The organism is Blautia sp. JLR.GB0024 (assembly GCF_037000545.1).
Lineage (GTDB): Bacteria > Bacillota > Clostridia > Lachnospirales > Lachnospiraceae > Blautia > Blautia celeris.
In genome coordinates this window covers 166649-179229 of record NZ_JBANBF010000002.1, presented here as the reverse complement: position 1 = coordinate 179229, position 12581 = coordinate 166649, and the positions used below count along the sequence as shown (strand labels likewise).

Below are 12581 nucleotides of genomic sequence, written 5' to 3'. Positions count from 1 at the left end.
TACCTCAGTCTTTCTCACGAAACAGATATCTCTGTATAGTTGTGATTACCAGAAGGATAACTGCTATCATATATCCCATCGTAGCCGCGCGGTTTACCTGATTATTTTTAAACATCATATTGTACAGGTATATAACGGGATACAGCATGGAATCCCTTGAACCCACAGATGAACCGTTTTGAACCAGAGTGATGACTTCGCCAAACATGGCAAAAGAACCCGTAATCGCAATAAATACGATATATGTCATAATAGGCTTCAGCAAAGGCAGTGTAATATACCAGAACTCTTTCCACTTGCCCGCACCATCGATTCTGGCCGCCTCCCCAAGTTCCGTGGGTATCCCCTGTAAACCGCTCAGAAAATACAGACTGTTAATACCAAAATATCTCCAACATCCGATCAAAAGCACGGAAGGAATCGCCCACACCGGATCACTTAAAAATTTAACCGCCCTTTCTATGATACCCATATCCTGTAAAGCTGTATTGATCAACCCGTTATTAGTTCTAAGGATTAATTTAAATACAATGCCTACTACAATAACAGATGTTACATTTGGAATGAAAAATGCGGTTGAAACAAAGCCGCTTTTCTTACCCATAAATTTACTGTTCAGCATCAGCGCGGCAATTAATGCAACGGGAAGTATAATAAATATACTCCCCAGCATATAAATGGCAGCATTCGTTACAGACTTCCAGAACCTGGAGTCCATAAACACTGTCTGATAATTGGAAAATGTAAACTGTCCGGCTTTTGTCTGCAAAGACAATATCAGACCTGAAACTGCAGGATATAATCCAAAGATCGCATACAGGATAAAAAACGGTGATATGAAAAGATACGGCATAATTTTTCGTTTATTTCTCTTCATATTTACATGTCCTCCTGTATGTTATTTTGATTCGTTATAATCATTCACCGCCTCTGTCAATATATCTGTCAGCTCATCAATACTTATATTTCCCTCTACCAGATCGTAGGCATTGGAATTAAAGGATTCTGTAAAGGCATTTCTCCAGTCTGCCTGATACTGTACAGGTATCTCGTCTGCAAGGCTTTCATAGAGTTCTCCAAGATTTTGATTGTCATAATACTCTACCGGACTGTTACATTCAGGCATGGCATCGTAAACCGGTGGATATAATGCGATCATTTCGTATTTCTTTACACAGTTATCTTTATCCAGCTGTGCAAACTTCATGAAGTCCCAAAGCTCCTCTTTATCTTTGTCCGTATACTTTGTCATACAAAGGCCTGTACCTCCCCTGACGGATACCACAGAAGCTGTATCTGTAAGCTTCGGCAATGGTGCCATCTGCCATTTTCCACTCTGTTCCGGAACATTATCCCTGAGCCACCCTGCTGCCCAGTCAGCGGTAAAATAGGTTGCCACTTTATCTTCCGCTACCACCGGCCATGCCTCGTCCTGTGTCTCCCAGGCATACATCATTCCGTTTTGCTGCATTTGGACATAATCCATGACAATGTTTTTAAATTCATCTGTAATATTCAGTTTGCCGTTTTCGTCCACATAGTCCAGACCGGCAGCGCGCAGAAGTAAAACAATCTCGTCAAGTTCGCCGCCCATTGACATATCCTTTGTTGCCGAAATATAAATATCATGTTTTGCAAATTCCTCTGCTGCAGCTTTATATTCCTCCCATGTGGTTGGAATTTCAATATTATATTCCTCAAATAAATCTTTTCTGTATGCCATAGTCACCGGACACAGAGCATGCTCCAGGCCGTAATAATGTCCATCATAAGCATACAGGTCCAAGCGGTTCTTGACCATCTTATCCGTTACATCGTCCCGCTCCATAAATTCGTCAAGAGGATAATAGCACATCTGCTCCTCGGACATAAAGCGTGAGAAAAACCCCTGTTCCTGATCTACCAAATCGGGGGCTCCTTCTCCCCCGGATGCATTGATCACTGCCAAACGTTCAGAAAGTGCATCTGTTGTCATGATCTCAATGGTAAAATTAACATCCGGATGTTCCTTCTTATATTCCTCTGTCACCCATCTGAAATATTCCGCATGTGGTTCTGCAAATGCCCATATGACAATATCATCTGAGTTCGTATCTGTTACTGTCTCTGTATCTCCCCCTGTACCTGTATCCGCCTGATTTTCCTTCCCCCCATTATCTGTCTCTTCGCTTGTGCCGCCGCATCCGGTTAAAATTGTAGTCATCAGCATTGCCGTTCCCAAAAACATCGCCATTTTTTTCATAGTTTTTCCCCACTTTCCTCTCCAAAACGAGACCTATTTCGTATTCTTGAAATCTTCAACTGCCTGAAACATTGCCAGCATATTCTCTGCACTTGTAGGACTTTGTATATTGTGTGTTGTATTAAATATAAATCCGCCGCCCTTTGAAAATAGTTCCAGGCGTTCTCTTACCTCCTGATATACTTCATCCGGTGTACCGAAAGGCAGAGTATGCTGTGTATCAATACCTCCACCCCAGAAAACAAACTTATCACCCCACTCTTCCTTCAGGATCTTACCATCCATTCCCTTGGCTGAGAGCTGAACAGGATTCAGAATATCCATTCCTGCTTCGTAAAAGTCCTGTAAAAATGTCATGACTGCGCCGCATGTATGATAAAATGTTTTCCAATTTGTATTTTTGTGCACCCAGTCATTGATTCTTTTATAATACGGTTTGTAAAATTCTCTAAACGAATCCAATGACATAAACGGCCCGTTCTGAGTTCCAAAGTCTGTCCCTGATATGTAAATCACCTGGATTTTGTCGCCGCAGGCCTGGCGGATCAATTCTGCATTTTTTAGTCCCGTCTCCACCTGCATCTCAAAAATCTCATGGATATAGTCCGGACATACATGATGTGCCATCATAAAATCTGACAGGTTCCTGATTCCTTTCGGATATTTCACATTCGGTCCGGGAACCGTTGCAAAATCACCTATTGAGGCTATGGCACCGCTGTAAACAATTCCGTAATCTGTATTGTTATAGTAGTAGTCACACTGCCGTTTCAGTTCATCCAGCTGTTCATCTGTAATGACAGCAAAGTCATCCTTAAAATCCACCCGCGCACTGTCTGTGTCTTCATCAAACTCGATATTTCCTCTGGTAATGTTGTCAAAGAAAAATCCTCCTTTTGGCATCATACCGGATGGCGGTACGCTTAAATCCCCCTGGGGATACAGATATGTACGACCTGTCTCATCTACTGTGGTATTAAAATTCAAGGGAACATCAACTGCAAGACCGGACTGCAATACCCAGGGCTTACGGCCCGAATTGGAAAATCCGAACATATTCATGCCTGTGGATACTTCCACACAGTCAAGATGCAGTTTCTGACGAACATCCTCTTCCACTTCCCCCAATAACTGAAGAGGTTCGTTGATCTTTACTCTTTTTTCCTCCAGGCCCAGTGCCCTCCTTAACCGGTCAAGAGCATTTGCATTGATTCCGGTAATTGGTGTCGCCCCCATATCTACGACCACTTCTTCCGGCTCAATATGATTCAGTGTCTGATTCAGCCTTTCTCTGCTGGTTGCCATTTTTCTTCCTCCTCCAATGTAGTTCATCAAAGAATTTTACTATCTCGAGTTTCATAAAACCCTTTGAAATTTATTAGTAAAAGCATACGCTTAAAACTAATCTTTTCTTTCGTGTCCGTGCACGATAAAGGTTAAATTTTTTCTCTTTACCCTTGATCGGATAAAGAGAATTTTTCATAAGTTATATTTTGTTGCTATAAATATATGCGTCTTTATTGTAGATTCCTTTGGTTTTGTGCCATATAAAAGATAACGCCCTAAAATTTCAACTCCCAGAAATCCCTGCCTGAAGGGCTCCTGACAAATGGTGGCTGAGACAACACCGGATTTCAAATTTTCCCGCACAATATCCGTAAGGTCATACGTTACTATACGGAGCTTTCTTCCGCAGTCCGACTCACGGACGGCCTTTATACCACCCTCCACACCTGCTGATGCAAAACAGATCGTAGTCAGTTCAGGCTTCTCTTTCAGCAGCGCTTTCACCTGTTCATATGATTTCTGGTCATCGTCGTCATTCTCAATAACTGCTTCCACTGTTATATTACTGTAATCCCTTTTCAGAGTTTTCTTTATTCCCCTGAGACGCTGCTCCTGTGCCATGACCATACTGGAACCGATGATCAGGGCGACATGTTCCTCGAATCCATTGCTCATCATACCCAGCAGTTCACCTGCCACACATCCGCTGGTTATATAATCGCACCCCACATACGCAAGATGTTTTACACTGGATATGTCTGTATTTATAGTTACTACCGGTATATTTGCGTCTTCCAATTCCTGGATCTTATGTGCCACATTTTGGGAATTAACCGGAGTTATTACAAGACCAGATATTTTTTCTGCCAGAAGTCCATCTATTTCTTTTAGTAAAAGGTCTGCGTCAAACCCTTTAATCTTTCTGACAATATTCTGTATTCCAAAGTGCCCCATTTCCTCCAGTGCGTTGTTGACACCATTGATAACATCATTAAAAAAGGGATTGCCTTCCGAACAAAGGATTACTCCTATTGTCTTGGTATACTTTTTATTTGCCAGTGTTCTGGCTGCCATATCGGGCTTATACCCCAGCTCATCTGCTATTTTTATGATTCTTTCCGCTACCTGCGGATTTACACCCGGTCTGTGATTTAAGGCCCGGTCCACTGTCCCTCTTGATACATTCGCTGCTTCTGCGACTTCTCGGATTGTAACTTTCATGGTTTCTCCTACGCCGTGTCCGTGCACGTTTGATAATTGTATTATAATCTATACAATCGCTTTTGGCAATTGTCTATAATATGCGAAATTTGTCATTAAATTTTGTGAATATTTACCAACTTTTGAGATTGGTCTGTCTCGATCAGCAGATATGATACAAACCTTACAAAAAATGGTACTCCATTTACGAAGTACCATCTAAAATTCATGTAATTATGAGCCCGGACTGCTCCGTATCTAATCTTCTCTGTAATCCGTTATTCTTTATTTTTTATCAAAGAGATACATACTAAAAAACGAAACCACATCCCCATTCCACTGCATATCCATATTGCAGTGTTTCGCCATTTTCGCCGCATCTATACAGTACGCAGACAGACAGGAAAAGCGATTCTGCTCCTGCACGCATGGTTTTCCTTCCGGCATATTACATACGTCGCACAGGTTGCAGGGTCCGCACATGATGAACATACCGTCCTCATCCAGTCCTTTTCTCTTGAGTTCTTCTACTGTGCGCAGTGTCATCCGGGTGTGTATCTTCTTGATCTGTTTTGTCTCCGCATCATCAAAGATGTTGTTAACCGGGGTTCTGGACTGGAAAACTACCGCCTGGCGGTACCGCATGACTCTGTTCTGCATCTCCTCCGGGGTTCCGCAGTAGGGTGGACATCCATAGTTATTGCCATAATTTCCACAGTCGTTCTGTTCGCAGAACCTGCGGAACTCATGTTCAAATTCCAAATCTTCCGTGTTCATCACGGCGGCTTTTGCAAACCCCGCTTCCTCAGCTGCTGCAATCAAGTCTTGTTCCCGCATATTACCGATTCTCCCTTCTGATCCCTTCATTCCGGTTTTGCTCCAAAACAGCCAAACGATATAACCTGGCCTGTGGTCATTTTCCTAAGCCGTATTTCCGCACCGGGGCAGTGCTGTCTGCGTTCATTTCCCATTGAAGCAAAAAAGCTGCTGTCAGGCAGTAATCCCACAGCAGCCGTATACACTATTTTTTCCTGCAGGAGGCCCATAGGCCGATTCGTGTCAGACCAATCCATGATTATTGAGATTACCCAATAATCTATACATTTGGGGTGCGGAGGAAATGTATAGATACACGATCGTCCCCGGTGACCCCCTGCTTTTATGGATGCATAAATTCCTCACACAGGTTCCTGTTTCGTTCACGTTCCAGGCAGGCATTCCATATCAAATATCATAATGGATAGGAAACTTTCTTCGGAAGTTTCAACCTTTTACTTATCCAAGCAGGTTTCCTGACTCGCAGATCTCCGTTCAGCGCTCCTTCTCATATAATTTCTTATACAATGGCTCATTGCGCTTCGCTCCCTGCTCACAGTGACCGGATCGTCCAGGTTTTTCACCTGATTCCCTTTTCACCGGAATTTTTTAAGAGGGCAAAACTGAATCCCGGTGCACTCGGTAAGCTGATATGGAATTTATACACATGATTACCTTAGCACAGCATCCGATATCTGTCAATTATATTTTCCCGCATGAAAAAGGCTGGCTAAAAAAGCCAGCCTATGGATTCATCCTACACGAAGCTGAAATTTCTGTATATCCTTTTCACTGGAAACCTTCTCAATCTCTGCTCCCAGGCATCTTAATTTCTCTTCAAAACGCTCATATCCTCTCTGGATATAAACAATATCGTCCACAATGGTGATTCCCTCTGCCGCAAGCCCTGCAATGACAAGAGCCGCTCCCGCGCGCAAATCGGGCGCACTTACCCTGGCACCGGTCAGTTTGTGTACGCCGTCAATAATGGCTGTATTGCCCTCCACCTTGATGCTGGCTCCCATACGGGAGAGCTCGTCCGCGTATTTGAAACGGTTCTCGAAAATGGACTCCGTCACAATGCTTGTCCCCTCCGCCAGTGTCAGTGCCACAGTAAACTGGGGCTGCATGTCTGTGGGATAGCCCGGATAGGGCATGGTTTTTACATGGGTGCGTTTCAGGCGTTTGGAGGCTACTACGCGTACCGCGTCGTCAAATTCCTCCACCTCACATCCGATCTCCTCTAATTTGGCTGTGGTCGCCTCAAGATGCTTCGGAATCACGTTCTTCACCATGACATCCCCCATGGTAGCTGCCGCCGCGCACATGAAAGTACCCGCCTCGATCTGATCCGGAATGATGGAATAACTGGTTCCGTGAAGCTTCTCCACGCCTTTGATACGGATAACATCCGTACCGGCGCCTTTGATGTTGGCTCCCATACTGTTCAGGAAGTTGGCTACATCCACCACATGAGGCTCTCTGGCCGCATTCTCGATGGTGGTATTGCCCTCTGCCATGGCGGCTGCCATCATGATATTGATGGTCGCACCTACAGACACCATGTCCAGGAAGATATGCTTTCCTGTCAGCCTCTCCGCTTTGGCGACAACTGCGCCGTGCAGAATATCAACGGACGCACCAAGAGCCCGGAAACCTTTCAGATGCTGGTCAATGGGCCTGCTTCCGATGTTGCAGCCTCCGGGAAGAGGAACTTCCGCTGTCTTGTATTTTCCAAGCAATGCGCCCAGAAGATAGTAGGACGCTCTGATTTTCTTGATATATTCGTATTCCACGCTGATGTTGGCTATGGTGGAACCTGTGATCTTCACCTCTGTGGGACTGATTCTCTCAACAGATGCGCCGATTTCCCTGATTGCCTCTAATAAAACATTGATGTCACGTACGTCCGGTAAGTTCTCGATGTAAACCATTTCATCCGTCATGATTGCCGCCGCAAGGATGGCCAGTGCCGCATTCTTCGCGCCGCCGATCTCCACTTCGCCGACTAACGGGTTACCGCCTTTGATAACATATTGTTCCATATTCACACCTCTATATTTTATTTATGCTCCCCGCCGGTATACTCGGTACCAGAAAACATAATCTCGTCTACAAATTTACTTTTCTTTTTCATCTGATCGGATAAAAGACAGACTTTCCGGCAGGTTCATGATTTGTCTTCCTGCTAAGATAGTCTACGACTTAAATATTATATTATAACAGATAAAGCAATTTGTAAACAAAAATTAATATTTTCATTTTTTATTCATAAACCGACATTTTTTATTCTCTGTCACTGTTTCAGTCTTTCTACAATTTTCTGTAAAGTTTCCTCCACATCCAGATTTTTCTCATCAACTGTGATATCCGCATACTTTTCGTACAGCGGTATGCGCTCATCGTAGAGTCCTCTCAGGTCCTGACCCTCCTTCAGGACAACACCGCGTCCCTTCAAATTACTGAGGCGTTTGTCCAGGGTATCGTAATCCAGTTTCAGATAGACGATCTGTCCTGTCTCTGATAGATGTTCCATGGCCCGGCTGCAGTACACCACGCTCCCCCCTGTGGCGATAACAGCCTTTTTGGCATCTTTGGCAACCTGTACATTGGCATCTTCCTCTGCTCTGAGGAATCCTTCCAGCCCGTCCTGGGCAATGATCTCACTTAACAGCCGGTTCTCCCTCTCCTGGATCACCAGGTCTGCATCTATGAACTGGTATCCCAGTACCTTTGCCAGAATGACTCCAACCGTACTTTTACCCACACCGGGCATTCCGATCAATACTATGTTTCTTTTCATTTTCTGCTTTTCTTCTTTCTGCGCTTCTTAACACTGTATCCGAAGGTTCCCAGCTTTTTCCCGAGGCTGTAATACTCTCCGTGGGAATAGACAATGGGATTGGCAAGAGCCAGGTCAAATTTCCCCTTCTCATTCATGTATTCTTTGTCCACATGTACGGCCAGCACATCCGCAAGGAACATGCTGTGGCTTCCGTACTCCGTGATCTCCTTCACACGGCACTCTATGGAGACCGGTGACTCTTTTATCATCGGGGCACCCACATGGGAAGCCTCCTCTCTGGTGAGATGGGCCATTTTAAACTTGTCCACATCCCTGCCGGATTTTACCCCGCAGTAATCTGTGGCATATGCCAGCTTTTCCGTGGTCAGATTTATGACAAACTCTCTGGTACTGCAGAGCATTTTATAGGAATAGCGCTCCGGCCTTACGGAAATGGATACCATGGGCGGATTGGTGCAGACCGTCCCGGCCCATGCCACGGTAATGATATTGTCATGCCCTTCTTCATCCGCCACCGTCACCATCACGGCTGGCAGCGGGTAAAGCATGTTTCCGGGCTTCCATTCTATTTTAGACATTTTGTTTCCTTTCTTCAAAGGTTTTTATTCGCATTTTTCGAGCACAATCGGCTCTCCGTCCTCCGGAGTAAGCTCCATGAGGGTTCCTTCACTCTGGATCACGGTGCCGCGAAAACACCATTTTCCCTTTGGCACAGCCACATTTCTGGATGTTCTGCCTTTTTCACAGATAGGTGCCACCAGAATATCTTCTCCCAGCATGAACTGGTCATTGACCCTCTCGTATCCGCCCTCAGGAAACTCATATGCCATATACCGCGCGATGGGTTCCCCTGTCCGCGCAGCATGGTGGGCAAGCTCCAGAATCCTGGCAGCATAGCGTTCCCTCAGTTTCACACTCTTTAATATCCTGTCATAGCTTTCCCTGCCAAGCACTCTCCAGGGCGCTGCGGAGAACTGCATAACGGGCAGGAGACAGGCAATCTCACTGTGCCGGTTGAACAGTTCCTGGTCCAGATTGCCGCTGTTTTCCTGGAAATTCACGTATTCACCGCCGCCGATCATATCCGGACTGCCAAAGGGATGTCCTGTGATCTCCTGCATGAGGGTGTCGGGCAGCAGCGCCCGGATGCCCTCCTCGCCCCAGTTGTGGGGCTTGTCACAGAGTCTCTGCATCAGGGACATTCCCCCTGCCTTAAAGGCCATACGCAGCTCGTTGAACGGGAATTTCTCCGCGTAAGCGCACCAGAGGCGTGCCATCTCATTGGACGTGACACCGCCGGCAGTGACCATGTCGTCAGGATAATAGAGCACGTCCGCCCCATCGAACTTAAAACCATCCACGCCAATGGCTCTCAGGGCCTGAAGCTGCTCATCCAGCCAGTTTACAGCCGTCGGATTCGACAGATCCAGGGCAGCGGACCAGCCATTCCACCACTCTGTGATGAGAGGCATTCCGTCAGGATTTTTAATGAGAATATCCATAGCCTTTGCCTGACGGTACTGCAGGGTGTCCGGAGTAATGTAGGGACAGATCCAGAGCATGACAAAAAAGCCTTTGCTGTGAAGTGTCTTCAGCATTTCCTCCGCATGGGGAAATTTTTCCCGGCTGAAAACCCATTTCCCATAGTAGTCAGACCAGCCGTCATCAATCATGAGCACACCTGCAGGCATGCCGTTTTCCAGAATCTGATCCGCGTAACGAAGAATATCCTCTTCATTCTGCCAGAATGTAAGCTCTATCCATGAATTGTAGACCGGATTTTTGAAAAATTCATCACTCAGGGTGTTTTCCCGGAAAGGAAAATGTTCTCTGCAGGCGGCCAGATACGCGCCTTTTAGGTTTACATAACCTTCTCTCAGTTCCACATTCCGGTCAATTGTAATGTTTCCGCCGCCAAAATGCAGCAGAAAGCCCTCCTCACACCAGATGTAGCGGCCCTTTGTGGATACAAAGAAGGGTACTGCCTGATTTGTACTGTCATTTCTCCGCAGATCGATCTCTGCTTCACTGGAGGCATCGTAGGGCTGCGCACAGGAGCCGTATACATATCCGCCGTACCAGTATTCATTTTCTAAAATTGGAAATACCATATCTTCCTCCCGTATAAGACCCCGCAGAGTCCTAGTTATTATTCTGCTGCAGCGTACCGATAAAGGCCGGGATAAGCTGCTTCTTCCTGGAAACAACTCCCTGAAGGATATAGCCGCCCTCCTCCTCTTTCACACCAAAGGCATCCTCCACCAGTTTCCCGCTTCCGTCCCCGTAACAGATGATCTCTGAGGATTCGTCCAGTATGTTGGTAAGCATGATGAATACCATAGTGATCCCGTTCTTGCCGCATTCCTTTTTCATAAACGGAATCAGGCGTTTCTTCAGATCCTTCAGCTCCTCCTCATTCATGGAGCTGATCTGACCCACGCCGAAGTTGGTGTCATCTGCGGTAAAGCGTTTGAAATCCTGATAGAATATGCCTTCTGTGGTCTTTCCTTTCAGATTGCTTCCCGCTGTGAACATTTCTTTTGCAAATTCTTCTATATTTACACCGGCAATAAGGGCCAGCGCCCCTGCTGCCATCTTGTCCATATGGGTGCAGGTGGGCGAACGGAACATAAGCGTATCGGAAATGATGGCCGCGCAGAGAAGCCCTGCAATGTTCGGCTGTATTTCCATGGCTTTCTCCGTATATATCTGATACATAATGGTGGCAGTGCATCCCACCGGCTGATTTCTGAACATGATGGGCGAAATGGTTTCCAGTGATCCCAGTCTGTGGTGGTCAATGATCTCCAGGATATCGGCTGCATCAATATTATCCACTGCCTGAGTCTTCTCATTGTGGTCCACCAGGATCAGTTCTTTCTTCTTCATGCCCAGCAGGTTTCGTCTGGACACGGTTCCGATGTATTTTCCATGCTTGTTCACCACAGGGAAAGCCCTGTGTCTGTTCTTAACCATCACATCCTTGATATCGTCCGTAAAGTCGTCGGTCTGAAAGGTTATCAGATTGTCCTTCTTCATAATGTGTTTTACGGGTATACTCTGGTTGATGAGTCTTGCCACTGTAAAAGTATCCAGGGGAGAGCGGATGATCACACAGTCATTTTTCACGGCTGCATCCTTGATATTATCCGCCACCTCAGCACTGTTGCAGACAATGACGCAGCTCACGTTCTCGCGGATGGCACACAGATGGTCCTCGTGTCTGTCACCCAGGATCACCAGGTCGTCCTCCTCCAGAAATTCTCCCAGCTTATCCGGATGGGCCGCGCCGATAACCACTTTTCCCCTGACAAAATATCCATGGGGATTTCCCGTTACCACGGTACCATCCACAGTGTTGGCAATGCTTCTGTACTGGGTTCTGGCATTTGACAGGAAATAATTGTCGTGGGCATCCATATAGGATTTCGCAATATCTCCTGTAGTGATGAGTCCTTCAAGCTGTCCGTCCTCTTTTGTGATGGGCAGTGTCACGGCATTGCTCTCTTTCATAATGGCCCAGGCATCCTTGATGGAAATGCTGCTGGAAACACCTGGTGTCTCCCTGATCTCCATATCCTTCACCTGTGTGCCCACATCTGCCAGATAACCCGGCGCCTCCATACCGAAACGCTTCAGTACATACTCCGTCTCACTGTTGATCTGTCCTGCTCTCTTTGCCAAATATCTTCTTCCGTCGCCGGAGCGGTTCTTGATATCCGCATAGGCGATGGCTGAGCAGATGGAATCCGTATCCGGGTTTTTATGGCCCATAATATAGATTTTCCCTTGTTTTGCCATTCTCTGCGTCCTTTCCCTTGCTTCTATAATAATTATAATTTTCTGTAGAATTTTCCAGTCTATGCATTGTATTTTTACCTGACGGCTTAACGTGTTTCCCTGTTGGGGAATTCCTATGGTCAGCACAGTAAATGCACTGGCCTGTTGAATAGTTACATCCTAACATACTTTTGGGAGAATATCAATTTACCTGCCTTTTTTCATTATAAAGAGTTATGGAAATTTATTGTTTACTGCTCAGTGTCTTCAGTACCATTTGTTAGATTTTATGCAGCGATAAAATTGGCCTGGTGATCAGTGTGACCATATATGGCAGCTGGTTGGACATGCATATGTGGCCGCCGCGGATTTGTTTTATTTAATAAGCAGTCACAAAGGATGACCCTGGTTTTTCCTGATTTTGACTGTCTGGAGGAGTTACCTGAATCA

General features: G+C 45.8%; 10 protein-coding genes and 1 riboswitch. All 10 genes read right to left on the bottom strand.

Annotation, left to right across the window (positions count from 1 at the left end):
• Window positions 1-4: 4 nt before the first annotated feature.
• The 10 genes from V8Q34_RS04995 to V8Q34_RS04950 all read right to left on the bottom strand — a co-directional run bounded on the left by V8Q34_RS04995 (window position 5) and on the right by V8Q34_RS04950 (window position 12152).
• A complete protein-coding gene (locus V8Q34_RS04995; RefSeq protein ID WP_054352961.1) occupies window positions 5-877 on the bottom strand; it encodes a carbohydrate ABC transporter permease in 873 nt (290 codons plus the stop codon).
• Between the two features lie 21 nt (window positions 878-898).
• A complete protein-coding gene (locus V8Q34_RS04990) occupies window positions 899-2242 on the bottom strand; it encodes an ABC transporter substrate-binding protein (protein ID WP_335834960.1) in 1344 nt (447 codons plus the stop codon).
• 33 nt (window positions 2243-2275) lie between these two features.
• A complete protein-coding gene (locus V8Q34_RS04985) occupies window positions 2276-3547 on the bottom strand; it encodes a uroporphyrinogen decarboxylase family protein (protein ID WP_118743494.1) in 1272 nt (423 codons plus the stop codon).
• A gap of 174 nt (window positions 3548-3721) precedes the next feature.
• Window positions 3722-4750 (bottom strand): LacI family DNA-binding transcriptional regulator, encoded by a 1029-nt coding sequence (locus tag V8Q34_RS04980; RefSeq protein WP_335834959.1) that lies wholly within the window; start codon window positions 4748-4750, stop codon window positions 3722-3724.
• A gap of 264 nt (window positions 4751-5014) precedes the next feature.
• On the bottom strand, window positions 5015-5596 hold the full coding sequence (locus tag V8Q34_RS04975; RefSeq protein ID WP_335834958.1) for a DUF2284 domain-containing protein: 582 nt from the start codon (window positions 5594-5596) through the stop codon (window positions 5015-5017).
• Between the two features lie 398 nt (window positions 5597-5994).
• Window positions 5995-6198: riboswitch (cobalamin riboswitch) on the bottom strand.
• 99 nt (window positions 6199-6297) lie between these two features.
• A complete protein-coding gene (locus V8Q34_RS04970) occupies window positions 6298-7590 on the bottom strand; it encodes a UDP-N-acetylglucosamine 1-carboxyvinyltransferase (RefSeq protein WP_033142610.1) in 1293 nt (430 codons plus the stop codon).
• Window positions 7591-7841: 251 nt separating this feature from the next.
• Window positions 7842-8348: a shikimate kinase gene (locus V8Q34_RS04965; RefSeq protein WP_118743497.1), complete on the bottom strand. Its 507-nt coding sequence runs from the start codon at window positions 8346-8348 to the stop codon at window positions 7842-7844.
• On the bottom strand, window positions 8345-8929 hold the full coding sequence (locus tag V8Q34_RS04960) for a flavin reductase family protein (protein WP_033142608.1): 585 nt from the start codon (window positions 8927-8929) through the stop codon (window positions 8345-8347). The genes V8Q34_RS04965 and V8Q34_RS04960 overlap by 4 nt, the downstream gene beginning before the upstream one ends.
• 24 nt (window positions 8930-8953) lie before the next feature.
• The gene (locus V8Q34_RS04955) at window positions 8954-10462 is read right to left on the bottom strand and encodes a glycoside hydrolase family 31 protein (RefSeq protein WP_335834957.1); all 1509 of its coding nucleotides are present in this window, start codon (window positions 10460-10462) and stop codon (window positions 8954-8956) included.
• 31 nt (window positions 10463-10493) lie between these two features.
• Window positions 10494-12152: a putative manganese-dependent inorganic diphosphatase gene (locus V8Q34_RS04950; RefSeq protein WP_033142606.1), complete on the bottom strand. Its 1659-nt coding sequence runs from the start codon at window positions 12150-12152 to the stop codon at window positions 10494-10496.
• Window positions 12153-12581: the final 429 nt, after the last annotated feature.

Coding starts and splice junctions, on each gene's coding strand:
- V8Q34_RS04995 (WP_054352961.1), bottom strand. CDS start 877: ATGAAGAGAAATAAACGAAAAATTATGCCGTATCTTTTCATATCACCG.
- V8Q34_RS04990 (WP_335834960.1), bottom strand. CDS start 2,242: ATGAAAAAAATGGCGATGTTTTTGGGAACGGCAATGCTGATGACTACA.
- V8Q34_RS04985 (WP_118743494.1), bottom strand. CDS start 3,547: ATGGCAACCAGCAGAGAAAGGCTGAATCAGACACTGAATCATATTGAG.
- V8Q34_RS04980 (WP_335834959.1), bottom strand. CDS start 4,750: ATGAAAGTTACAATCCGAGAAGTCGCAGAAGCAGCGAATGTATCAAGA.
- V8Q34_RS04975 (WP_335834958.1), bottom strand. CDS start 5,596: ATGAAGGGATCAGAAGGGAGAATCGGTAATATGCGGGAACAAGACTTG.
- V8Q34_RS04970 (WP_033142610.1), bottom strand. CDS start 7,590: ATGGAACAATATGTTATCAAAGGCGGTAACCCGTTAGTCGGCGAAGTG.
- V8Q34_RS04965 (WP_118743497.1), bottom strand. CDS start 8,348: ATGAAAAGAAACATAGTATTGATCGGAATGCCCGGTGTGGGTAAAAGT.
- V8Q34_RS04960 (WP_033142608.1), bottom strand. CDS start 8,929: ATGTCTAAAATAGAATGGAAGCCCGGAAACATGCTTTACCCGCTGCCA.
- V8Q34_RS04955 (WP_335834957.1), bottom strand. CDS start 10,462: ATGGTATTTCCAATTTTAGAAAATGAATACTGGTACGGCGGATATGTA.
- V8Q34_RS04950 (WP_033142606.1), bottom strand. CDS start 12,152: ATGGCAAAACAAGGGAAAATCTATATTATGGGCCATAAAAACCCGGAT.